The following is a 22,469-nucleotide window of genomic DNA, read 5'->3' as shown; positions in this document are numbered from 1 at the left end:
ACGGAAACGAGGAGGCCGTCGTGGGGAGTTCCCGGCGGCGCGCGGCGGGGCCCGCGCTGCGGTACGAGCATGTGCCCGGGGCGCGGACCTCGGGCCGGTCGGGGGAGCGGAAGAAGAAGGGGGCGGAGGAGGGGGAGCGGGTCAGCTGGGGCTTCGGGATCCTGATGTTCCTGGCCGTCCTCGCCGTGGCCGTCCTCTTCGGCCTGGCGGACCTGGCCTGGGGCGAGACGCTGTGGGGCGAGGTCGCGCCCGGCTGGCCCGGCGGCGGCTACGGCTTCGCGATCACCATCGGGCTCCTCGCCCCGCCCGCCGTCGCGGCGATCATCGTGCCGCTGACGCGGGCGAACCGGAAGAAGGAACCGGTGCGGTCGGCTGGATGGGCGGCAGCCGCCCTTCCCGGCGTGGCGCTGACCTGCCTGCTGCTCCTGCTCTGCTTCGGGGCGACCAGGCCCAAGCGACGCCGCCGCGGCCCGGAGTGCTTCGCGCACGGCGAGCCCTGCTGGGTGCACGAGCAGTACCCCTACCTGTGGCTGCCGGGCGTCGCGGCTGCCGTCTTCTGCGCGGTGGCGGGCGGCTGGCTCGTGCACCGGTACGTGAAGCGGCGCCGCGCCGCCCTCACTCCACCCGGGACAGCCGCGCCCTAGGATCGCCCGCGTCGGGGTCGTCCGACGTGTAGACGAGGGACTTGCCGTCCAGGCGCAGGTGGACCGTGTGGGGTGTCTGCGCGCACTGGCCGCCGTTGCCCTCCGCACCCTTGCCGACCGCCACGACCTCCTTCTTCTTGACGGACTTGAGGGTGAGGACGTCCTTGCACGTGTTGCCGATCGGGTCACGCTGCAGGACCGTGCCGAGCCGGCCCCCCGGCTTCGCCTGGCGCAGGGTGACCGTGAACGTGCCGAGGGGGACCCGCCCGTCGCTCGCGTCGGCGTCGCCGCGCCAGGTGCCGAGGTAGGCCTCGGGAACCTTGCCCGAGGCCGCGGAGTCCCCCGGGGCGCTCGGCTTGCCGGACGACACCGGCGGCTGACCGGCTCCCGAATAGTCGTCGTCCTGCCGCAGCATCCCGAGGACGAACACCGAGCCGACCGTGACGGCCGCCAGCGCTCCGGCCACGGCGAGCGCGACCGTACAACTCACCCTGCGGCCGCGCCCGTTCGCGCCCTCGGGCACGGAGGTCGCGGCCACGGAGACGGAGAACTTGCCGGGCGCGGCGGAGGGGGGCACGGAGGGTGGGGGCGGCGCAGGCGCGTACGACGGGTCCGGGGGGCCGAACGAACCGCCCACCGATGGGGAGTTGAACGCCACCGGGCCCGAGGGCGCGTCCTGCGGAGCGGGCGCCGCCCCCGCCCCCGTGTCCAGGTCGAGGAGCCGCACCGCGCTCCGGCTCACCCGTTCCACCACCGGGCCCGGCAGCCAGCCCGCCGCCACCAGCGGGGCCGCACCCTGCGGGGCGAGACGGCGGGCGAGTTCGGCGGGGGCGGGGCGCGCGGCCGCGTCCTTGGCCAGGCAGGCGGCCGCGAGGTCGCGCAAGTCGCCGCGCAGCGCGCCCAGTTCGGGCTCCTCGTGGACGACCTTGTAGAGCAGGGCCGCCGACGAGTCGCCGGGGAAGGGTGACTCCCCCGTCGCCGCGTACACCAGGACCGCTCCCAGCGAGAAGACGTCCGCTGCGCCTGTCACGCCCTTGCCGAGGATCTGCTCGGGCGACATGTAGCCGGGCGAGCCGATGGAGACGCCGGTGGAGGTGAGGGAGGCGGTGCCGTCGGTGGCGCGTGCGATGCCGAAGTCGATGAGGCGGGGGCCGTCGAGGGTGAGCAGGACGTTCGACGGCTTCACGTCGCGGTGGACGAGTCCCAGGCCGTGCACGTGTGCCAGCGCCTCGGCGAGGCCCGCGCCGAGGACGCGTACGGAGTGCTCGGGCAGCGGCCCGCCGTCCCGTACCGCCTCGGTGAGCGAGGGCCCTGCCGCGTACCCCGTGGCGACCCACGGGACGGACGCGTCCGGGTCCGCGTCCAGGACGGGCGCCGTCCAGTCGCCGCCGACCCGCCGGGCCGCGTCGACCTCGCGGCGGAAGCGCGCGCGGAACTCCTCGTCGAGCGCGAAGTGCGGGTGCACGACCTTGACCGCGACGGTGCGGCCGCCCGCGCTGCGGCCCAGATAGACCCGGCCCATGCCGCCGGAGCCGAGCCGGCCGAGCAGCCGGTAGGGCCCGATCGCGGTGGGTTCGTCGGCTTCGAGCGGATGCATGACGTTGGCCTCCCCCAGGCACGGCGCCGGACACCTCGCGCACCTCGGCACCGCGGATCAGCGTAGTGCGCGAGCCGTCCCCATAGTTATTGGAAGAGGGCCGGCCGCACGGTGCCGGCCTTACTCAATTCGGACGCAAAGAACTATTGCGACGGCAGCGCTATTCCGGGGCGGCCGGAATGGGAACGTGGGCGGCGAATTCCCGATTACGGCTCCAGGAGCGCCACCCGCACGTCCGCGGGAAAGCCCGTCGTCGGGCCGACCCGACGGGCGAACTCGGTCACGCCCGCCAGCTGCTCGCCGCCGAAGCGGAAGTCGAGGGTCGTGAAGTACCGCTCCAGGACTCCGGCGTCGAAGGACTCCCAGCGCGCGGCCTGCTCCGCGACCTTGCCGACCTCCTCCAGGGAGAGGTCACGGGAGGAGAGGAACGCCTTGTGCACCGCGCGGACGACCTCCGGCTCGCGCGTCGCGTAGTCGCGCCGCGCCGCCCAGACGGCGAAGACGAACGGCAGGCCCGTCCACTCCTTCCACATCTCCCCGAGGTCGTACACGTCCAGGCCGAGGCGCGGTCCGTCGATGAGGTTCGCGCGGAGCGCCGCGTCGCCGATGAGGACGGCGGCGTCCGCCTCCCGCATCATCAGCCCCAGGTCGGGCGGGCACGTGTAGTAGTCGGGCCGCACGCCGTGCCGCTCGGCGAGGAGCAGCTGCGCGAGCCGCACGGAGGTGCGGGACGTCGAGCCGAGCGCGACGCGGGCGCCGTCCAGCTGGTCCAGCGGCACCTGCGAGACGATCACGCACGACATGACGGGGCCGTCGCAGCCGACGGCGAGGTCGGGGAAGGCGACGAGGTCGTCGGCGTTCTTCAGGAACTCGACGAGGGTGACCGGCGCGATGTCCAGCTCGCCCCTGACCAGCTGCTCGCTGAGCTTCTCGGGAGTGTCCTTGGTGAGCTCGAAGTCGAGGAGGGTCCCGGTCCGCGCGAGGCCCCAGTACAGGGGCATGCAGTTGAGGAACTGGATGTGACCGACGCGCGGCCGGGGAATGCGACGGGAGTCGTGCGGCTGTTCGGCGCCTGCCCCCGCGAAGGCGTTCAGGGGAGAATTGTCCACATCGGCGAGGCTAGCCCCCTTGCGGTACGGTCGGGGCGCCGGGGCCGGGACGCGCCCCGTCAACCCCACTGGGGGACGTGTCAAACCTCCGGGTGACGTGATCTTGCCCCCTATTGCATTCCCCTGCCTGCGTGCTAAGCTCGCCGCAAGTTGCAGTTTGGTTTCCCTTGCAGTACAGAGCCTGCGGAGCATGTAACTCCGCGGGCTCTCGTCGTTTTCAGACTTATGCAGTTGTTTAAACAATCGCTGGTTCTGGAGCAGGGCAACCCTTTGGCCCAAGGAGGGCTTATGGCTACCGGAACCGTGAAGTGGTTCAACGCTGAAAAGGGCTTTGGCTTCATTGCCCAGGAAGGCGGCGGCCCGGACGTCTTCGTCCACTACTCCGCGATCAACGCGAACGGCTTCCGCTCCCTCGAGGAGAACCAGGCCGTTTCCTTCGACGTGACGCAGGGTCCGAAGGGCCCGCAGGCGGAGAACGTCACCCCGATGTAATCGGGCGCCCCACGCGAGTGGGGCGTGTGGTTGCTCCGGTGACCAGATCCGGAGATTGATAGCAGTACCCAAGGAGCCCCGCTCCCCCGCGCAAGCGGGGAAGACGGGGCTCCTGCCTTTTGTCAGGTGTGCTGCATGATCATGACGAACGTCGTGTTCGGTTCCAGGGCCTCGTAGGAGTGGGGGACGTCGCCGCGGTACGACATGTAGTCGCCGGGGGACAGTTCCACCGTTGCGTCGCGGGGGCCCGCCAGGAGGCGGCCCGTGCTGATGACCAGGTGTTCCACCGAACCCGGGATGTGCGCGTCGGACTCGCGGGGGGCGCCGGGCTCCAGCGCGCCGTGGTAGATGTCGCGGCGGACGCCCGTCGGGCCCGCCGAGAGCAGCGTGCCCGCGTACGAGGAGTTCTCCGCGTGCATGGTCGGACCCTCGCCCGAGCGGATCACCGTCACCGCGGGCGCCGGCGACTCCACGAGCACACTGAACGGCACGCCGAGCGCGACGGCCAGCGCCCAGAGCGTCTCGATGCCGGGGTTGCCCGTGGCCGCCTCCAGCTGGGACAGCGTGGACTTCGCGATGCCCGCGCGCTTGGCCAGCTCGGAGAGGGAGAGCCCCGCCCTGGTGCGCTCACGGCGCAGCGCCGCTGCCACCCACTCGCGCGGCATGCGGGATCCCTCGGACCCGTCGGTCATCGGCTGCTTCTCCTCGCCCTCTTCCCCGTACGTTCGGCAGAGGGGACCGATCGTTCGGCTTGACGAACGTGATCCCCTGCGCCCATCCTACGACGCATGCGTTCGCCACACCGAACAGATGACCCGTCCTGCCGAACGGGCGAGGGGTCCGCCGGCCTCGTCCGCTTCTCCGACCTGCCGCCCGGCGTCCTGCGCGACATCGCCCTCGTCTGGCTCGCCGACGCCGTCGTCGGCGTCTCCTTCGGCGCCATCGCCGTCGGCGGAGGGCTGCCCGTGTGGGTGCCGGTCCTCATGTCGCTGCTCGTGTACGCGGGCTCCGCCCAGTTCAGCGCGGTCGGCGTCCTGACCGCGGGCGGCGGACCCGTGGCCGCCGCCGCGACCGGGCTGCTGCTCAACTCCCGTACGGCCGCGTTCAGTCTCGCACTCGCCGACGACCTCGGCCGGTCCTGGACCGCGCGGCTCATCGGCGCCCACCTCGTCACCGACGAGACCGCCGCGTTCGTCCTCGCCCAGGAGGGCCGCAGGCAGCGCAAGGCGGCGTTCTGGATATCCGGCGTCGGCCTGTTCGTCGCGTGGAACCTCTCCGTGCTCGCGGGCGCCCTCGCCGGGTCCGCTCTCGGCGACACCGACCGGTTCGGGCTCGACGCCGCGTTCCCCGCGGTGCTGCTCGCGCTGGTGCTGCCCGCCCTGCGCGGTGACAGCGCGGCACGGCGGGCCTCGGCCGCCGGCGCGGTCGTCGCGGTGGTCGCCGCGCCGCTGCTGCCCGCGGGCGTGCCCGTACTCCTCGCCCTCCTGGGGCTGCTCGCGGCCCGCCGCGGACCGCGCCGTCCCCGTACGGGCCGTACCGCCTCCTCAAGGAGCGCCTCATGAACGCCACGCTCGCCTGCGTCCTCGCCCTGGCCGCGGGAACGTACGTCTTCCGGCTCGCCGGTCCCGTCCTGCACGGGCGCGTGGAACTCCCCGCCCGCTTCCAGGAACTGCTGACCGTCGGCGCCACCGTGCTGCTCGTCGCGCTGCTCGCCACCGGTGCGCTCACCGAGGGGCAGGCCTTCGCGGGGTGGGCGAGGCCCGCCGGGGTGCTGGCCGGCGGGGTGCTCGCCTGGCGCAGGGCGCCGTTCGCCGTGGTCGTGGTGGGCGCGGCGGCGACGACGGCGCTGCTGCGGCTGGCCGGGGTGCAGTAGCCGTCGATGCCCCTACTGGGGCCCGCGCCCCCGCTCGTACAGCTCCTCCACCTCCTCCGCGTACCGCTCCGTCACCGCCTTCCTGCGCACCTTCAGGCTCGGTGTGAGCAGACCGTCCGCCACCGTGAAGTCCTCGTCGAGGACGGTGAAGTCGCGGATGCGGGCGGGCCGCGAGGCCGTGGCGTTGGCGGCGTCCACGGCCTCCTGGACCAGGGCGCGCACGCGCGGATCGCGGGAGGCCGGGACGGTCAGAGTCACGCCCTCGCGTGCCGCCCAGCCCGTGACCTCCTCCGTGTCCAGTGTGACGAGGGCGACCGGGTAGGGCCGGTGGTCGCCGACCATCACGGCGCGGGAGACGAACCGTGAGGTCTGGATGGCGAGTTCGGTCAGGGCGGGGGTGAGGTTCTTGCCGCCGGACGTGATGATGAGATCCTTCTTACGGCCGGTGATCGTGAGGAACCCGTCCTCGTCGAGCGCGCCCAGGTCGCCCGTGTGCAGCCAGCCGTCGGCGTCGAGGACGTCGCGGGTGGCCTCGGGGTTGTTGTGGTAGCCGGGGAAGACCATGGCGCCCCGGGCCAGGATCTCCCCGGCGTCGGCGATGCGCAGCTCCACGCCGTCGACGGGCCTGCCGACCGTCCCGTACCGCACCGACCCCGGGTGGTTGAGGGTGAGGACGCCCGCCGACTCCGTCATCCCGTACCCCTCGTAGAACGCGATGCCGCAGGCCCGCAGGAAGTCGACGGTGTCCGGCGCGATGGGCGCCCCGCCCGTCAGCGCCCACCGGACCCGGCCGCCCAGCGCCTGCCTGACCAGGCCGTAGAGCGCCTTGTCGGCCGCTTCGTACGCGTCCCGCAGCTCGTCGGGCAGGGCACCGTCGGCGGCGAGGACGCCGATGCGGACGGCCTCGTCGAACCGTTCGCGCCCGCCCTCCTCCGCCTCGGCGAGGGACAGCACCACGGACCGCACCTTCTCGAACAGCCGCGGCACGGACGGCAGATGCGTGGGCCGCGCCTCGGCGAGTTCGGATACGACGTCCTCGATGCGTCCGCCGAAGTAGGTGAGCGTGCCGCCCGCGATGAGCGTCGTGAACTCGATGAGCTGGGCGAGGAGGTGGGCGAGCGGCAGATAGAGGTACGTGGACTCGCCGGGGCCGCCGTCCACGAGCGGGAGGGTGGCCTCCTGCACGGCGAGCAAATTGCCGTGCGTGAGCAGACAGCCCTTGGGCGGTCCCGTGGTGCCTGACGTGTAGATGATGGTGGCGAGGTCCGTGGGCCGGCACCCGGTCGTACGCTCCAGGAGCGCGTCCAGATCGTTCAGATCAGCCAGATCGTTCGGATCGCCGAGTGCGTCCGGCATCTCCGTCATGCGGAGCACGTGGCGCAGCCCGGGGAGCCGGTCCCGCAGCCGTTCCACCTTCGCCGCCTGCGCCGCGTCCTCGCAGATCACGACCTCCGCGCCCGAGTCCGACAGGACCCACGCGACCTCGTCGTCCCCGGCCGTCGGATAGACCGGCACCACGACGGCGCCCGCCGCGAGGACGCCGAAATGCGTGCAGGTCCACTCGGGCCGCGTCTCGGCCAGGACCGCGACGCGGCCGCCCGGCGGAACCCCGAGCGCGAGCAGCTGCCGCCCCACGCGGCGTGCGGCGTCGCGGAGTCGCTCGTACGACATCTCGGCCCACTGCCCGTCGCGCCGGAAGCGCAGGGCGGGCAGCTCGGTGTGGCGCTCCGCCACCCACTCGGCCAGGAGCGCGAGGGTGCGCGGCAGTTCGGGCGGCGGCTCTGTCGGGTCCTTCCGCGTCTGCTGCATGCGTACGACGCTAGGGAGCCCGCACGGCCCCGGGGATGACGGGAAACGTCAGCACCACTGGCCGGGGCGCTCAGCCGTTCTCGGACCGCGGTGTTCTGGGGCGGGCCTCCCGGCGCTAACGTCGTGGCATGGCGAGGCGGACGATCACCGTGCACCACGTACGGGCCGTGCTGCGCGGCGCCGAGCGGCACGGCGTGGACACGGTGCCGCTGCTGCGGGGAGCGCAGATACCGCCGCTGCTCCTCGGGGACGACCGGGCGCGGGTCACGGCGCCCCAGTTCGCCCGGCTCTTCCGTGAGCTGTACCGCGCGACGCAGGACGAGTTCCTTGGGCTCGGCTCCGCCGTCAGCAGGCCGGGGACGTTCGCGATGATGTGCCAGGCCGCGCTGGGCTGCCGTGATCTGGGCGCGGCGGTGGAGCGGGGGGCGACGTTCTACGGCCTGTTCCCGGGCGGGCCCGATCTCGTCCTCGAACGGCGCGGCGGGGACGCCGTGTTCGGTGTGCGCAGTGACCTGGAACAGGACTACTTCCTCGCCGAGTGCCTCGTCATCATCTGGCACCGGCTGTGCAGCTGGCTGATCGGGCGCCGCATTCCGCTGCGCTGGGCCGAGTTCGGGCACCCGCCGCCTCCGCACAAGGACGAGTACGAGCTGCTCTTCGGGTGCCCCGTGCGGTTCGGCGCCGAGCGGACCGGCGCGGGATTCGCGCCGCACTGGCTGGACGCGCCGCTCGTCAGGGACGAGGACGCGCTGGACGAGATGTTGCGCCGGGCCCCCTTCGAACTCCTCAGCCGCCGCGAGTACGGCACGACGGTCGCCGAGCAGGTGCGCCGCGTCCTCGCCCGCGCCCTGCGCTCCTCGCCGCGGCTGCCCTCACTCGGCGAGATCGCGGCCCGCCTCGCGGTGAGCCCGGCGACGCTGCGCCGCAGGCTCGCCCAGGAGTCCACGTCGTACCAGCAGCTGAAGGACGCGGTGCGGCGTGACGCGGCGATCGCGGGGCTGGTGGAGGGCCACGAGCCGATCGCGGAGCTCGCGGCGCGGCTCGGGTTCTCCGAGGACACGGCGTTCCACCGGGCGTTCCGCCGCTGGACGGGCACGACGCCGGGGGCGTACCGCACGGAGACGGAACGCCCGTCTGCCTCTTGTTCCTACGACTCCTCGCCGGACGCCTCTGCCTCGGCCTCGGGCGGCGGGCCTTCCGGTGGCGGGCCCTGCGGCGGCGGGCCCTGCGGCGGTGGGGGCGCGTCCGACGGGGTCTCCGCGGAGGCCTCGCGCGGCTGAGACCGCGCGGCGTCGAGGCGCGCGCCGTTGACCGCCGCGCCGCCGTCCCCGGACACCGTCGTCTCCCCCTCCTGCTTGCCGAGCCGCCTGCTGGTGCGGCCGAGGGCGATCAGGACGGTGATGAGCGAGGCGGACGTGGACTCCATGCGGCGGGTGTAGCGGACGGCCTCCTCGTACGCGGCGTGGGCCTGCGGCAGCATGTCCTGCGCGTCGTAGACGTCGCCCATGTCCTTGAGCACGGACGCGTACCAGCCCGGGTCGGATGCGCCGTCGATCAGGGCGAGCACCGCCCGGCAGGCGGACACGGCGTCGGCGTAGGCCCGCTCGACGCCCATGCGGCCCAACTCCTCGTAGGTGAGGGCCATGTTGTGCAGGACGGCGGCCCGCCGCTCGGTGTTCCCGATCTTCGGCACCTCCGCGGAGAGCTGTTCGAGGACGTCCCGCGCCTCGGTCCGCTCGCCCATCGAGACCAGCGTGTTGGCGAGCGCCGTCATCGTCGTGGCGAGGTCGCTCGGATTGTCGGCCTGCTGCTTGTACGAGACCGCCTGCCGGAAGTGCTCGACGGCCTCCTTGAGGTCGTGGGCGTCGCGGTAGGTGTCGGCGATGTCGTGCAGGATGATCCCGTAGACGCCCGGCGACTCCTCCGGGTCGGTCAGACCGCGCGCCTCGTAGAAACAGGCGAGGGCCTGCTCCAGACGAGCGGGCCGCGACTGGCTGGTCTCTTCCGACATGGCGGTGCTCCGTTCGGGGTCGGGTGGTGGAGTGCTGTTTCCGGTGCGCGGTTGCCGTCCGCGGATGCTGCGCTGGACCAGTTGGTGGACGCGTAGGGCCTGATGGGGGACCCCGGGGGTGTGGTCGATGTGATGCGGCAAGTGGGGGGTGCGGGGGGCGGCGTGCGAGGCGTCTGCCCACGCCGCGGGCCTGGGAGCTGCTCGGCTCCTGGGGCAGCGCTCCGACGGTGTGCGGGCTGTGCCGTGTGAACGGCCTGGTGCCCGCCGGTCCGCTCAGCCCTCGGCCGGATCCGGCGGGGAAGGGCGGTCCGGACGCAGGTCCCCGTGCATCTCGCCGATGGTGATCGAGCCGCCGTGGTGCACGACGGGGCCGAGGACGGCCCGGCCGCCGAGGCCGGGTGCCGTCAGGTTTCCGATGATGGGGCCGCCCGGCGCGAGGGTGGGTCGCAGGTCCTTCGCGCGCCTCCGCGGGCCGTCGGCGGGCGCCCGGCGTACGCCGTCGTCCGGGTCTTCCAGGGCGTCGAGCGCGAGTGCGGAGCGCGTGCGCCGGGAGGTCTGGTCGTCGCCGCACCACCGCCGCGTCAGGTCGTCCTCCGCCCCCGTGAGGTCGGCGTCCGTCCCGTTCGGGCGGGCCCGCTCGCACCCCGGGTCGTCGCGGTCGAACCGCCGGGCCACCTGTCCCCGCACGGCCCCGCCCCGCCTCCGCCCCGCCCCCGTCCCCGCGGCCCGCACGACGGCGGCCGTGCCCTCCGCCGCCACCGGTGCCGTCATGGCGTCCCGCATGCGCCACACCCCCATCGCTCCGAGCCCCGCGGCTCCCCCTCTGGGAACGTAGCGCCGAGGCGGCGGCCTGGATACCTGCGAGCCGAGGTCAACGAAGGTGAGCGTCCCGGTCATCCCGGCGATTACCCGCCGCTCTCTACGGTCGTTGACAGAACACCCCTGCCCCTGAGGAAAGTTGGGAGAGCCGCATGCACACACGTACCAGCGTCCGAGCGTGGGCCGTGGTGGCCGCGCTCGGCCTGTCGGCCATCACCCCGCTCACCGCGGCACACGCCACCGCGCCCACCGGCACCCCCACGACCACCCCCGCGGCCCCCTCGACCGCCTCCGCCGCCGACTCCCCCGGCGACATCGTGTCCTCCGAGCCGAGCAGCTTCCACCCGCTCCCCAACCAGCCGACCAACACCAAGGCCTGGAAGATCCACTACCGCTCGACCACCGCCACGGGCGAGCCGAACACCGTGTCCGGCACGGTCATCGTGCCCCAGGACGGCAGGAAGGGCCCCCGCCCCCTGATCACGTACGCCGTGGGGACCGTCGGGGTCGCCGACCGCTGCGCGCCCAGCGCGGGCTTCCCCCAGGGCACCACCCTGGAGGGCAACCTCATCCAGCAGCTCACCCTGCGCGGCTGGGCGGTGGCCGTCACCGACTACGAAGGCCTCGGCACGCCGGGCGACCACACGTACACCGTGGGCCGCGCCGAGGGCCAGGCCATGCTGGACGCGGCCCGCGCCGCGATCCGGCTGCCCGCTGCGGGGCTCGGCAGGGACACACCGGTCGGCATCATGGGGTACTCGCAGGGCGGCCAGGCGTCGTCGTGGGCGGCCGAGCTGCACGGCACGTACGCCCCCGAACTCGACGTCAAGGGCACGGCGACCGGCGGCGTACCCGGTGACCTGCTGAAGGTCGCGAAGTTCAACGACGGCCTGTACGGCTCGGGCCTCATCTTCATGGCGGCGATCGGCCAGAACGCGGCCTTCCCCGAGCTGAAGCTCGACTCCTACCTCAACCCCGAGGGCAAGAAGCTCATCGGCGCCCTGCGCGAATCCTGCGTGGCGGACGGCTCGGTGCTCGGCTCGTTCAAGACGATCGCGTCCATGACGACGAAGAACCCCCTGGAACAGCCCGACTGGAAGCAGCGCCTGACCGAGTCCCGGGTCGGCGGTGCCAGGCCGGACGCGCCCGTGTACCAGTACCACGCGTTCGCCGACGAACTCATCCCGTACGCCGTGGGCCGGAAGGTCCGCGCGGACTGGTGCGCCCAGGGCGCGAACGTCGAGTGGCACACGGTACCCGCCGGCGACCACGTCAGCGCCGTGATCACACACTCGCCCTACGCGGCCCAGTGGCTGGCGGACCGCTTCGCGGGGAAGGTGGCACGCGGCAACTGCTGAGGGGCGGGTTTCGGGACCCGCGCGGCACGACCGGGCGTAAAAAGAGTGGGACGTCACCGGGAACTCCCCCTAGGATCTTGAGGTTTGCACGACTTCGAGAAACCGGGGGGAATTCTCGTCATGCTCATCGCGCCCACGGCCCTGTCCCTGGCCATGCTCGCCCTGTTCGTCCTGGCGATGAAGGCGTCCGACGCGGCGCCGCACCACGGCGGGACGGAGCCCGGCGCCGAACCCGACGGCCCCGGCTGCCCCGGAGGCCCCCGAAGCCCCGGTAGCCCCGGTAGCCCCGGAAAGGGAGCCGCCAGATGACCGCGCCGCCTTCGTCCACCTCTGCCTCCACCTCTGCCTCCGCCGCCGCCGTCCCCACCTCCGCCTCCACGCCTCCGCTTGCGCCGCCGCCCGAGGACCCCTCGCACGGCGATCCGGACCCCGGCCCCGACTTCATCACTCCGGTCGACAACGTCTTCGTCCGTACCCACCTCGGCGGCTTCCCCGACATCGACCCGGCGGCCTGGACCCTGACCGTCGAGGGCCTGGTGGAGCGCCCCCTGCGCCTCGACCTCGCGACGCTCCTCGGTCTGCCGTCCGACCGGCTCACCGCCGTCCACGAGTGCTTCGGCAGCCCGTTCCGGCCGGATACGCCCACGCGCGCGGTGACGAACATCGAGTGGACGGGGCTGCCGCTGGCCGCGCTCCTGGACCGCGCGGGACCGCTGCCCGCCGCCCGGCACGTGCTCTTCGAGGGCGCGGACACCGGCTCCTTCCAGGGCGAGGACGGACTCTCGTACGTCAAGGACCTCCCCCTGGAGACCGCCCGCCGCGACGTGTTCCTCGCGCACGGCATGAACGACGAGCCGCTGCGCGTCCGGCACGGATATCCGCTGCGGGCCGTGGTCCCGCGCATGTTCGGCACGAACTCCGTGAAGTGGCTGACCCGGATCGTCCTGACGGACGAGCGCCCGGAGCACATGTTCACGACGACCTTCTACACGCGGAGGCTCCCGGGGCACGACACCCCGCAGCCGGTCCGCGCGCTGGACGTCAACAGCAAGATCCTCTCACCGGAGGGCGATGCCGAACTTCCCTACACGGGCTGGACTTTCAGAGGGCGTACGTGGAGCACGACTGCGGTCGTCCGCCTCGACCTCTCCTTCGACGGCGGCCCGTGGGAGCCCGCCACCCTCGACGTCCCGGGCGCCGACCCGGCCTGGCAGGGCTTCTCCCTGCGCCGCACGCTCGCGCCGGGCCCGCACACGGTCCGCTCGCGCGCGACGGACGCGGCGGGCCGCGTCCAGCCGCCGCCGGGCGCGCGGAACTCCGAGCACGAGGTCCGGTTCACGGTGGGCGCCCCCGCGAACCGCCGCCCGCCTCACCCGTACGCCCCGGCCGTCGAGGAGTAATCGTCATCAAGGCCCCCGAGATCCAGCTCACCGAACCCTTGCTGCGCGCCCTCCTCAAGGAGCAGCACCCGGACCTGGCGCACCTGGAGATCCGTCGCGCCGCCCGGGGCTGGGACAACGAACTGTGGCGTCTCGGCGACGACTTGGCGCTGCGCATGCCGCGCACGGAGCGTGCGCCCGGCCTCCTGCGCAAGGAGTACCGGTGGCTGCCCGCCATGGCGACGGACCTCCCCCTTCCCGTGCCGACGCCCCTGCGCCTCGGTGTGCCGTCCACCCGTTTCCCGGAGCCGTGGACCGTGACGGCCTGGGTGCCGGGCACGCCGGCGGACCGCACGCCGGTCGGCCGTGGGGCCCAGGCGGCGGATGCCCTGGGTGCGTTCCTGCGGACGCTGCACGTGGCCGCGCCCGCGGCGGCACCGCGGCACCAGGGGCGGGGCGGCCCGTTGGCGCCCCTCGCGGACGACTTCCCCGGACGCCTCGCGGATCTGTCGCCCGACGACATCGGCGTCGGTCCGGACGACGCGGACGCCCTCCACGCGCTGCGCGCCCTCTGGGAGGACGCCGTCGCGGCGCCCGCGTGGCAGGGGCCGCCCAGCTGGCTGCACTGCGACCTGCACCCCGCGAACGTCGTCGTCTCCGACGGCGCCCTCACCGGCGTCCTCGACTTCGGGGAACTCTGCGCGGGCGATCCGGCGACGGACCTGGGCGCGGCGTGGCTGCTCCTGCCGGGCGGGGCCGCGCCCCGCTTCTTCTCGGCGTACGGACGCGCCGACGACGCGATGATCCGGCGCGCGAAGGGGTGGGCGGCCCTCCAGTCCCTCGCCCTCATCGACGTCGGCCGCAACGGCGAACGGGGGCTGCCCGGCGGAAAGGTGACGTGGGGCCATGCGGGCCGGGCCACGATTCAGAGGCTGATCGGGCGGTAGCCCAGCATGGCGTCGACGAGGTCCTCGAAAGTGGGCGATTTGCCTCCGGGTGTTCCGGGGGCATGTGCGTGCCGGCCCGTTGTGGTGCCGGGCCCGGCGGGTCTGTGTTTTGCCGGGCCCGGTGGGTCACGCTGGCGCGTGTGGCGCGGTCACGGGGTGGCGCGGGCCAGGGTCACGCGGCAGGAGAAGGCCTCGTTGTCCTCCTGCAGCGCCGTGACGGAGACGCTCAAGTGGCCTTCCGGGTACGCCGTCGGCTCTACGTGGGCGGTGATCAGGCAGGGCGCGTCGAACTCGACGTAGCGGAAGAACGCCGACTCGAAGCGGATCGGGAAGACGGCTCCGCCCAGGGGGCTCTGGACGGCGTGGGCCGCCTGGCGCGCCGCTTCGAGCAGCAGCATGCCCGGCGCGTGGTCGACGGGGTGGTCGAACAGGATGGGGTGTGTCTGGTCGACCCGGAGCTGCCACTGGTGCGGCGCCGGTACCGGTATCGGTGCCGGTACCGGCATCGGAGCGGGGGCGAGCACGACGTCCTCGGCGTGGACGCGGCCCACCAGGGCGGGCCGCACCGCGGGAGCGAACGGGGCCGTGTCGCCGGGAGGCGTGCAGCGGTCGCCGCGGAGTCTGCGGTAGATCGCCGGTGCGTGGCTGCTGAACCGCGTGTGCGCGGTGCCGAGGCGCCGGCCGTCGCGCAGGATCTCGATGTCCATCGTGAGCGCGGCGAGCCGGCCGCCGCGCCGGGCGATGTCGCCGCAGGTGATGCGGAGTTCGACGTTCATCGGGCCGACGTCGAGGAACATCGCCCCGGACGCCACCTCGAAGGTGAAGTGCTGCCAGATGAGGTGGTGGCCGAGCGGCACGTCGTAGAGGGCGTGCGAGATCAGCGGGATGCTCTGCCGCAGCGTCTCGGCGAGCAGCATCGGGTCGTGCCGTCCGCTGACGGGCGCGTAGAAGGCGTGACCGCGCGGCCACCGGGCGGTGACCGTCACCCGGTCCTCACCGGCGGGCGCCCAGCCGGTGAGCAGCACTTCGGCACCGACCCGCTTGTGGACGAACTCCTGCGGCACGTGCCGGAGTCGGGCCGTCGGCGCGGTCCGTGCGACGGTCCACGCGGCCGATGGTGCGGCGGTCGGCGCAGCGACCTGCGCGGTGGCCTGTGCGGTGGCCGGCGCAGTGGTCTGCGCGGCGTTCTGTGCATGCGAAACGAAAGGCATGGGTCCCCCCCAGGGATGTGTGATGCCCGATCGAAGTGCGCGAGCTCTGGTCACCCAGAACCATGACGCGTAAAGTAACGTGCGTTCTTTTTGTTTGTCGAGAGAGGGCGTCCGGATGCCGGAACCGAAGCAGGAGCGGGCACAGAAGACGCGCGAGGAAATCCTTCGCGCCGCCGCTGAGGTCTTCGACGAACGCGGGTACAGCGGTGCCGGCATGCGGGAGATCATGAACCGCGCCGGTGTGACGCTCGGAGCCGTCTACTTCCACTTCCCCAACAAGGAGGCGCTGGCCCTGGCGGTGATGCGCGCCCAGCCCGCGAGCATCGTGCCCGCCCTGAAGTCGCAGGGCCTGCAGCGCCTGGTGGACATCACGTTCGTGTGGGCGCACAAGCTCCAGACGGACCCGATGCTGCGCGCGGGCGTCCGGCTCACCAGCGAGCAGACCGGCTTCGGACTCGACGACGCCACGCCCTACCGGGAGTGGTCCAGGATCATGGAGGAGTGCCTCGCCGACGGGCGCACGCGGGGCGACGTCCGCCCGGACGTCGACGTCCGCACGCTCGCCGAGTTCATCGTGTCCGCGTGTACGGGCCTCCAGGCGTACTCCCTGCTCGCGAGCGGCCGCGAGGACCTGCCCGAGCGGACCCGCGCCATGTGGCGGCTGCTCATGCCCGCCATCGCCACGGGGAACGCCGCCGACAGCATCGACGTGAGCGAGGCGAGGGAGGCCGCGGTCAACGCCTGACGGCGCCCCCTCCGACCCCCGCAGCACCGCAGCACCGAGTACCCCAGCACCGAGTACCGCAGCACCGCAGCACCGACCTGCCCGATCCGCAGCCAAGGACGTTTCATGCACCAGCACTTCGACCGACTGCGCCTCGTCGCGCTCAACATCGACGGCGTTCTGCTCAACGACACGTTCAGCCCCGTCATCGGCAACTTCATCACCAGCCGCGGAGGCGTGTACGACGCCGCGACCGAGCGGCGCATCCTGTCCCAGCCGCGCCGCGTCGCGGGCGGCGAGATGGCCCGCGCGGCCGGCCTCGACATCACGGGCGACGAGGCGCTGGAACTCTATTTCGCCGAGCGCGATCGCTACGTCGCCGAGCACCCCGTGCGGCCGAACCCGGGCGCCGCCGAACTGATCGGGCGGATACGCGGCCTGGGCCTCCAGGTGGTCTGTTACGGCGGCCTGAGCAAGCCCCACTTCGACACGCACCTGGGCCAGTGGGCGCACCTCTTCGACGGCCCCGGTTACGTCTGCACCGACTCGTTCCGCCCCGGCATCAAGGAGATCGCCGAGGACGTGTTCTCGCTGGGCCTCGACGAGGTGCTGTTCGTGGACGACGTCGCCCGGGTCGCCGAGGCGGCGAAGGGGCTCGGCGTGCCGTTCATCGGCCATCCCTGCAGTTTCCAGCGCACGTTCATGGAGGAGCTGTCGGTCCGGCACATCGTCGACTCGCTGGACGCGGTCGACGAGGAGCTCCTCCGCACCCTCGACGCGGAGGCCGCGGCGGGCACTGTCTGGCCCGCGGACGTCACACTTTAAGGTTCGGCACCACCACACGCACCACACACTCACCACCACACGCACCACCACAACCAGGGGGACGGCAAGACGATGAACGACACCACGACGCCCGGCAGAGACGGCATGCTGGCCGACAAGACGATCATGATCACCGGCGCTTCGAGCGGCATCGGCGCGGCGGCGGCACGGCTGTTCGCCGCCGAGGGCGCCGCCGTGGTCCTCACGGCACGCCGTGAGCAGTTGATCGAGAAGATCGCCGCGGAGATAGCGGAGGGCGGCGGGCAGGCCCTCGCGGTCGCCGGGGACGTGACGGTCCCGGCGGACGTACGGCGGGTGGTCGACGCGGCGGTGGAGACGTACGGCCGGCTGGACGGCGGGTTCAACAACGCGGGGTGGGCCACCGCGGGCACGCCGCTGCACGAGACCGACGACGCCGTCTTCGACCAGGTGATCGACGTCAACGTACGCGGCGTCTGGAACTGCATGAAGGCGCAGATCACCGCGATGCTCGCGGACGGCCGCGGAGGCGCCGTCGTCAACACGTCCAGCGCGGCGGGCGTGGTCGCGACGGGGGCCACGGCGTCGTACATCGCGGCGAAGCACGCGGTGCTCGGCCTGACGAAGGCGGGCGGCGACGAGTACGGGCGGCGCGGGATCCGGGTGAACGCCCTGGTGGTGGGGAGCACCCGGACGGAGCTCATGGACCAGGTGCTCACGGACACGCCGTCCCTGGAGGAGAGCTTCGTCTCCCGCTCCATGCAGAAGCGGATGGCCGACCCGGTGGAGGTGGCGCAGGCCGCCGCGTGGCTGCTCAGCGACCGGTCGTCGTTCGTCACGGGCGGCTCCGTGCCGGTCGACGGCGGGTGGACGGCAGCCTGAGGCACGGCTGTCGCCGGGCGGCCGTATGGCTGTCGTACGGCTGCCTCACGTGCGGGCCGGGGCACAGGAGGGGGGTGTCCCGGCCCGCGTGTGCCGAGGGCGGCGTGGCCTCGGGGAGTTGCCAAAGGCGTGGGGGTTCGGGCGGCAGGGCGGGCGCCCGAGCGGGCGGGGAACGTAACGTCCGGATGGAAGCTGGCCGTTCACGGATCCGGAAGGGCTCACCCGTGCCTCTGCTCACCTCCCCCGTCCCGACGTCCTCCCCGCTCGCGGTAGCCGCGGAGGCTCCCGACCGCAACCTCGCCCTGGAGCTCGTCAGGGTCACCGAGGCCGCCGCCATGGCCGCGGGCCGCTGGGTCGGCCGCGGCGACAAGAACGGCGCCGACGGTGCCGCCGTGCGCGCCATGCGGACCCTCGTCTCCACCGTCTCGATGAACGGTGTCGTCGTCATCGGCGAGGGCGAGAAGGACGAGGCCCCGATGCTCTTCAACGGGGAGCGCATCGGAGACGGCACCGGCGCCGAGGTCGACATCGCCGTCGACCCGATCGACGGCACCACCCTGACCGCCAAGGGCATGCCGAACGCCATCGCCGTGCTGGCCGCCGCCGACCGCGGCGCCATGTTCGACCCGTCGGCCGTCTTCTACATGGACAAGCTGGTCACAGGCCCCGAAGCCGCGGACTACGTCGACATCGACGCACCCGCCTCGGTCAACGTCCGCCGCGTCGCCAAGGCGAAGAACCTGGCCCCCGAGGACGTCACCGTCGTCGTCCTGGACCGGCCGCGGCACCGGGAAGTGATCGACGAGGTCCGTGCGACGGGCGCCCGCATCAAGCTGATCTCCGACGGCGACGTCGCGGGGTCCGTCCTCGCCGTCCAGGAGGACAGCGGCGTCGACCTGCTGCTCGGCATCGGCGGCACCCCGGAGGGCATCATCTCGGCCTGCGCCATCAAGTGCCTGGGCGGCACCATCCAGGGCAAGCTGCGGCCGAGGGACGAGGAGGAGCGCCGGCGCGCCGTCGACGCCGGGCACGACCTCGACCGTGTCCTGGCCACGGACGACCTGGTCAAGGGCGACAACGTCTTCTTCGTCGCGACGGGCATCACCGACGGCGAGCTGCTGCGCGGCGTGCGCTACGGCGCGGCGAGCGCCACCACGGAGTCCCTGGTGATGCGCTCCCGCTCCCGTACGATCCGCCGCATCGACTCCACGCACCGGCTCACGAAGCTGCGCGCGTACAGCGCGATCGACTTCGACCGCGCGAGCTGACGGCAGGTCAACTCGGCTTCGGGCGCGCTCCCGCGCTCCTCACGCGATGCGGCGCTGCGGCCACTGCTCCCCCGGGGCCCCCGCGACGAGCCGCCGGTACGCGTACGCCGCGGACGCCAGGGTCATGTGGTGGTGCCAGCCGGGGAACGAGCGGCCCTCGAAGTCGCGTAGGCCGTAGTTCTCCGTGAGGTCCGCGAGGGCGGAGACCGTGCCGGAGTGCGCCTGCACCAGCGGCAGCAGGTCGTGCAGCCGCGGGTTGACCAGGCTGGTCAGCCAGATGCGCCCCACGCCCGGGGACCCCGGGCGGCGCCGCGCGAAGACCCGGTAGACACCCGGGGAGACGCCGCGCCGCCCGGGCAGCCGCACCAGCGCGGAGACCAGCCGGTCGGCGCGCGGCGCGCCGTGCCGGAAGTCGACCGCGGCCGACACCGCCCCCTTGGGCGAGAGGAGTTGGAGGAGCCGCCCCGCGGTGAGGACGCCGTCGGGGGCGCCGGGGGCGAGTACGCGCTGGCCCTCCGGTACGACCCGCAGGCCGTGCGGCACGGCGATCACGCTGTGGCGTCCGCGCGCGGTCAGTTCCGTGGCGAGGTACGCGCCCGACGTCGGGTGGTGGCTCGTGTCGGCGACCACCGGGACGGGTTCGCGGCCGGAGTGCGGGGCGAGTGAGTCGACGAGGTCCAGGACGTGCTCCGTGGGAGAGCAGTGCCGGGCGGTGTCGGGGATGCGTGTGCGCGCCCGCAGCTCCTCGTCCTCGTCCCACTCCTTGGGGAGCCGCAGCCGCCAGTCCACGGGAACGTGCGCGGTGTCCGAGGACAGGAAGAGCCCTATGCCCATCTGGCAGTTGACGGTGCGGCCCGTGGCCCGCTCGAACCGCTGGTGCACGCCGCAGGAGTGGCTGCCGCGCTTGGGCAGCACCGCGACGCCGACGGTCCAGGCACGGACCCGGGTGCGGCGCTCGGCCAGGCGCAGCAGCTCGTGCCGCGCCGGGTCCCACTCCCAGGGGCTCGCGTTGGCGAACTGGTGCAGGGACTGGGCGGCCGTGGGGCCCGCGTGCAGCTGTGCCGCGAGCCGCTTGACGGACTTCCGGCCGGGGGTGGTGAGCAGCCCCAGTACGTAGGCGGCGGCCCAGCGCCGCTGGTCCGCGCGGCGCAGATGTCCGAAGACGGTCTCCGCGTACGAGGTGATCGACCCGTCCGCGATCAGCTCGGGCAGCCGGTGGTCCTGGAGCTCTGTCATGGCATTCCCTCCCCGTCGTGGCGCCTGACCCCCTCAAGAATAGAGAACGTTCGTTTTCTTTTGAAGCCCCGGGTGCCGTTGAGTGTGCGAAAACCCGCTACTTGGCCAAGTCCGGACCCTGCCGTGCGGCACGAGGGGCGACTTTCGGAAGTCGGCGTTGTCGGCGACGCGCCCAGTGCCCACAGTGGCTGAGGCGTGCACGACCGGAGCGGACTGTCCGGCTCCGGGGACAGGGAAGGGCGAGATGGTGAAGCAGGAACGGGCCGCGAGGACCCGGGAGGCGCTGGTCCGTGCGGCGGCCCACGAGTTCGAGCACACCGGGTACGAGGGGACGTCCCTCACCCGGGTCGCCGGGGCCGCCGGCATCTCGGTCGGCGCCCTCACCTTCCATTTCTCGTCCAAGGCGGGCCTGGCGCAGGCCGTGCGGACACGCGGCGACGCGACGGTCCGGGCGTGCGTGGCGGAGTCCGGCACGGGCACCGAACCGGCGCTCGACACCGTTGTCACCCTCACTCTCGCGCTCGCGCGGCTCCTCGAGGAGGACGAGGTGGTGCGGGCCGCCGTCCGCCTGTGGCGCGAGGTCCCCGACGGCGACGGCACGTGGTCCGGGCTCTGGCTGCCCGCGGTGGCGGAGACCCTCGACCGCGCGGGCGGCGCCGGACTCGGCCCCGCCGTCGCCGAACACGACGTGGTGCTCCTCGCGGAGTACCTCCTGGCGGGTGCGGAGTCCCGGCTGCGGGAGCGGCTCCACGGACCGCGGGCCGCGAGCAGGGGCGAGGGCGAGGGCGACGACAGCGTGGAGCGGCACCTCGCCCGCCTCTGGGCGCTCGTCCTGCCGGGGCTGTCCAAGCACTGAGGCCGGGCGCGGACACGTACGCGAAGACATCACAGGAGCGGGGGCGGGAGCGGTGAGTGACGCTCGTATCAGGAAGGCGATTCGGTGAGCAGACGGAGTGAACCCGCTGTCCTCGCACGCGAGTCGGCCGTTCCCTGGGGCGGCACCGGGGGCGGCCCCGTCTGGGGGCGCGGCACCGGCCGCCCGCGACGGGCCGCCGACGGCCTGCCGCGGACGGCGGCACACGGGGTGCCCGGCAGGCGCCCCGGCCGGCGCGACCGCGATGTGCTCGCCATGGACGACCTCCTTGACCGGGTGCGCGAGGACAGCGGCACGGACGCCGTCGGGCTGCGCTTCCTGCCCGCGCTCGGCCGTCTCCTTCACTCCCTCGACACGGAGGCCGACCTGCACGCGGTGGGCCGCGCGGCCGCACGCTCCACGCTCGTGGCGGCCCTCCTGAAGCAGCAACAGATGATCCGGCTGCTGCGGGACCGGCCCGAGATCGCCCTGAGCGACATCCGCGCCCCGGTCTTCGTCACCGGACTGCCGGGCAGCGGCGCGGCGATGCTGCACAACGCCCTCGCCGAGCACCCCGGACTCGACGCCCCGACCCTCGCGGAACTGCACGACCCGGCGGGCCGTCCCACCACGATCCGCCAGCGGCGCGCCGCCCTCGACCGGGCCGGAGGCATCGCGCGGGACGCGGCCCTCGCCACGGCCGGGCGCGGCTCCGGACTGCTCGTCGGCGCCACGCGGCCCGGCGGCTGCCACCGGCTGCTCGGCAACGCCTTCCACGGCATGGCGGCGACGCTCTCCTGGCGGGTGCCCGGGTACGCGTCGTGGCTGGAGACGGCGGACCCGACCGAGGCGTTGGCGTTCCACCGCGCCCAGCTCCAGGCCCTCACCTGGCGCATCCCCGCCTCCCGCCTGGTCCTGCGCGACTCCTTCCACGCCCGCCATCTGAAGCAGCTCCTGCGGGTCTACCCCGACGCCAAGGTCGTCCAGGTGCACCGCGATCCGGCGGACACCGTCGCCGCCTGCGCCGGGATCGCGACGGCGCTGCGCGGCCGCACGGCACGTCAGGTGCGGCCCGTCGGGCAGGAGTGGGCCGACCGCGTCGAGCGCCACCTCGTGGCGTCCGAGCGGGCCCGGCTCGACGTCCCGCGCGGGCGCCTGCTCGACCTGCGCTTCGACGACCTGGTGGCGGACCCGGCCGGGCAGGTGCGTGCCGTGCTCGCCTTCGCGGGTGTGACGGCGACGCCGATGTTCGACCGCGTCGTGACGACGTTCGTCGCGGGGACGGTCCGCGAGGCCCGCCGCGCACGCCCCTTCCAGCCCGCCGAGTTCGACCTCTCACGCCGCGAGCTGCACAGCCGCTTCGCGGTGTACCGGACGAGGTACGGCGTGTGACACACCCGTCTCACGTACACAGACCGAAGAAAGCGAGTGCCGTCGGTGACCGTGACATCTG

Annotated in this window: 22 protein-coding genes and 1 pseudogene; 15 read left to right on the top strand and 8 right to left on the bottom strand. The window is 73.2% G+C overall.

Going from position 1 to position 22,469, the window contains the following annotated elements; translation table 11 throughout:
* Window positions 1–20: 20 nt before the first annotated feature.
* Window positions 21–644, top strand: coding sequence for a hypothetical protein (locus tag DEJ49_RS21290; protein WP_150185637.1), 624 nt, complete (start codon window positions 21–23; stop codon window positions 642–644).
* Here DEJ49_RS21290 and DEJ49_RS21285 read toward each other — a convergent pair.
* Together DEJ49_RS21285 and DEJ49_RS21280 are read right to left on the bottom strand one after the other, a co-directional pair.
* A complete protein-coding gene (locus DEJ49_RS21285; protein ID WP_150185635.1) occupies window positions 616–2,241 on the bottom strand; it encodes a protein kinase domain-containing protein in 1,626 nt (541 codons plus the stop codon). The genes DEJ49_RS21290 and DEJ49_RS21285 overlap by 29 nt on opposite strands.
* Before the next feature lie 206 nt (window positions 2,242–2,447).
* On the bottom strand, window positions 2,448–3,284 hold the full coding sequence (locus tag DEJ49_RS21280; protein WP_263398829.1) for a menaquinone biosynthetic enzyme MqnA/MqnD family protein: 837 nt from the start codon (window positions 3,282–3,284) through the stop codon (window positions 2,448–2,450).
* Between the two features lie 354 nt (window positions 3,285–3,638).
* Here DEJ49_RS21280 and DEJ49_RS21275 point away from each other — a divergent pair, with 354 nt between their 5' ends.
* On the top strand, window positions 3,639–3,842 hold the full coding sequence (locus DEJ49_RS21275; protein WP_006138897.1) for a cold-shock protein: 204 nt from the start codon (window positions 3,639–3,641) through the stop codon (window positions 3,840–3,842).
* 122 nt (window positions 3,843–3,964) lie between these two features.
* On the opposite strand, the gene DEJ49_RS21270 is transcribed toward DEJ49_RS21275, so the two are convergent.
* A complete protein-coding gene (locus DEJ49_RS21270) occupies window positions 3,965–4,534 on the bottom strand; it encodes a helix-turn-helix domain-containing protein (protein ID WP_150185633.1) in 570 nt (189 codons plus the stop codon).
* A gap of 96 nt (window positions 4,535–4,630) precedes the next feature.
* On the opposite strand from DEJ49_RS21270, the gene DEJ49_RS21265 reads away from it, so the two are divergent.
* Complete coding sequence (locus DEJ49_RS21265; RefSeq protein ID WP_150185631.1) at window positions 4,631–5,404, top strand: AzlC family ABC transporter permease; 774 nt, start codon at window positions 4,631–4,633, stop codon at window positions 5,402–5,404.
* Entirely contained in the window at window positions 5,401–5,715 is a 315-nt protein-coding gene (locus tag DEJ49_RS21260) for an AzlD domain-containing protein (protein ID WP_150185629.1), read from the top strand. Before DEJ49_RS21265 ends, DEJ49_RS21260 begins: the two co-directional genes overlap by 4 nt.
* 12 nt (window positions 5,716–5,727) lie before the next feature.
* Here DEJ49_RS21260 and DEJ49_RS21255 read toward each other — a convergent pair whose 3' ends face one another.
* Window positions 5,728–7,524: an AMP-dependent synthetase/ligase gene (locus DEJ49_RS21255; RefSeq protein ID WP_150185628.1), complete on the bottom strand. Its 1,797-nt coding sequence runs from the start codon at window positions 7,522–7,524 to the stop codon at window positions 5,728–5,730.
* 128 nt (window positions 7,525–7,652) lie between these two features.
* Between DEJ49_RS21255 and DEJ49_RS21250 the strand changes: the two genes are divergently transcribed.
* Window positions 7,653–8,804: an AraC family transcriptional regulator gene (locus DEJ49_RS21250; RefSeq protein ID WP_150185626.1), complete on the top strand. Its 1,152-nt coding sequence runs from the start codon at window positions 7,653–7,655 to the stop codon at window positions 8,802–8,804.
* Window positions 8,805–9,241: 437 nt separating this feature from the next.
* Here DEJ49_RS21250 and DEJ49_RS36460 read toward each other — a convergent pair.
* Together DEJ49_RS36460 and DEJ49_RS21240 are read right to left on the bottom strand one after the other, a co-directional pair.
* Window positions 9,242–9,535, bottom strand: a pseudogene (locus DEJ49_RS36460) (tetratricopeptide repeat protein); the annotation flags it as partial.
* A 273-nt stretch (window positions 9,536–9,808) separates the two neighbouring features.
* Window positions 9,809–10,318 (bottom strand): hypothetical protein, encoded by a 510-nt coding sequence (locus DEJ49_RS21240; protein ID WP_150185622.1) that lies wholly within the window; start codon window positions 10,316–10,318, stop codon window positions 9,809–9,811.
* 188 nt (window positions 10,319–10,506) lie between these two features.
* Here DEJ49_RS21240 and DEJ49_RS21235 point away from each other — a divergent pair, with 188 nt between their 5' ends.
* The 4 genes from DEJ49_RS21235 to DEJ49_RS21220 all read left to right on the top strand — a co-directional run bounded on the left by DEJ49_RS21235 (window position 10,507) and on the right by DEJ49_RS21220 (window position 14,038).
* The gene (locus DEJ49_RS21235) at window positions 10,507–11,712 is read left to right on the top strand and encodes a lipase family protein (protein WP_150185620.1); all 1,206 of its coding nucleotides are present in this window, start codon (window positions 10,507–10,509) and stop codon (window positions 11,710–11,712) included.
* A 120-nt stretch (window positions 11,713–11,832) separates the two neighbouring features.
* Window positions 11,833–12,021, top strand: coding sequence for a hypothetical protein (locus DEJ49_RS36010; RefSeq protein WP_190329396.1), 189 nt, complete (start codon window positions 11,833–11,835; stop codon window positions 12,019–12,021).
* Entirely contained in the window at window positions 12,018–13,112 is a 1,095-nt protein-coding gene (locus tag DEJ49_RS21225; RefSeq protein ID WP_150185617.1) for a molybdopterin-dependent oxidoreductase, read from the top strand. The genes DEJ49_RS36010 and DEJ49_RS21225 overlap by 4 nt, the downstream gene beginning before the upstream one ends.
* A 38-nt stretch (window positions 13,113–13,150) precedes the next feature.
* Complete coding sequence (locus DEJ49_RS21220) at window positions 13,151–14,038, top strand: aminoglycoside phosphotransferase family protein (protein WP_411757182.1); 888 nt, start codon at window positions 13,151–13,153, stop codon at window positions 14,036–14,038.
* A gap of 149 nt (window positions 14,039–14,187) precedes the next feature.
* Here DEJ49_RS21220 and DEJ49_RS21215 read toward each other — a convergent pair whose 3' ends face one another.
* Window positions 14,188–15,249 carry a ScbA/BarX family gamma-butyrolactone biosynthesis protein gene (locus DEJ49_RS21215; protein ID WP_150185615.1) on the bottom strand — a complete coding sequence of 354 codons (1,062 nt, stop codon included), beginning with the start codon at window positions 15,247–15,249 and terminating at the stop codon, window positions 14,188–14,190.
* 115 nt (window positions 15,250–15,364) lie between these two features.
* Here DEJ49_RS21215 and DEJ49_RS21210 point away from each other — a divergent pair, with 115 nt between their 5' ends.
* The 4 genes from DEJ49_RS21210 to glpX all read left to right on the top strand — a co-directional run bounded on the left by DEJ49_RS21210 (window position 15,365) and on the right by glpX (window position 18,927).
* Window positions 15,365–15,994, top strand: coding sequence for a ScbR family autoregulator-binding transcription factor (locus tag DEJ49_RS21210; RefSeq protein WP_150185613.1), 630 nt, complete (start codon window positions 15,365–15,367; stop codon window positions 15,992–15,994).
* Between the two features lie 105 nt (window positions 15,995–16,099).
* Window positions 16,100–16,798 carry an HAD family hydrolase gene (locus DEJ49_RS21205; RefSeq protein ID WP_150185611.1) on the top strand — a complete coding sequence of 233 codons (699 nt, stop codon included), beginning with the start codon at window positions 16,100–16,102 and terminating at the stop codon, window positions 16,796–16,798.
* Window positions 16,799–16,870: 72 nt separating this feature from the next.
* Window positions 16,871–17,659: an SDR family NAD(P)-dependent oxidoreductase gene (locus tag DEJ49_RS21200; protein WP_223832929.1), complete on the top strand. Its 789-nt coding sequence runs from the start codon at window positions 16,871–16,873 to the stop codon at window positions 17,657–17,659.
* A gap of 230 nt (window positions 17,660–17,889) precedes the next feature.
* A complete protein-coding gene (gene glpX, locus DEJ49_RS21195; RefSeq protein WP_223833206.1) occupies window positions 17,890–18,927 on the top strand; it encodes a class II fructose-bisphosphatase in 1,038 nt (345 codons plus the stop codon).
* A 39-nt stretch (window positions 18,928–18,966) separates the two neighbouring features.
* Here glpX and DEJ49_RS21190 read toward each other — a convergent pair whose 3' ends face one another.
* Window positions 18,967–20,163 carry a transposase gene (locus DEJ49_RS21190; RefSeq protein WP_150185607.1) on the bottom strand — a complete coding sequence of 399 codons (1,197 nt, stop codon included), beginning with the start codon at window positions 20,161–20,163 and terminating at the stop codon, window positions 18,967–18,969.
* A 244-nt stretch (window positions 20,164–20,407) separates the two neighbouring features.
* Here DEJ49_RS21190 and DEJ49_RS21185 point away from each other — a divergent pair, with 244 nt between their 5' ends.
* Together DEJ49_RS21185 and DEJ49_RS21180 are read left to right on the top strand one after the other, a co-directional pair.
* On the top strand, window positions 20,408–21,019 hold the full coding sequence (locus DEJ49_RS21185; protein WP_150185605.1) for a TetR/AcrR family transcriptional regulator: 612 nt from the start codon (window positions 20,408–20,410) through the stop codon (window positions 21,017–21,019).
* An 84-nt stretch (window positions 21,020–21,103) separates the two neighbouring features.
* Window positions 21,104–22,408 (top strand): sulfotransferase family protein, encoded by a 1,305-nt coding sequence (locus DEJ49_RS21180; protein WP_223832928.1) that lies wholly within the window; start codon window positions 21,104–21,106, stop codon window positions 22,406–22,408.
* Window positions 22,409–22,469: the final 61 nt, after the last annotated feature.

The organism is Streptomyces venezuelae (assembly GCF_008642335.1).
In the GTDB taxonomy this organism is placed as follows: Bacteria; Actinomycetota; Actinomycetes; order Streptomycetales; family Streptomycetaceae; genus Streptomyces; species Streptomyces venezuelae_F.
Note: the sequence above shows the minus strand (reverse complement) of the source record. Positions and strands in the feature narration are given on the sequence as shown.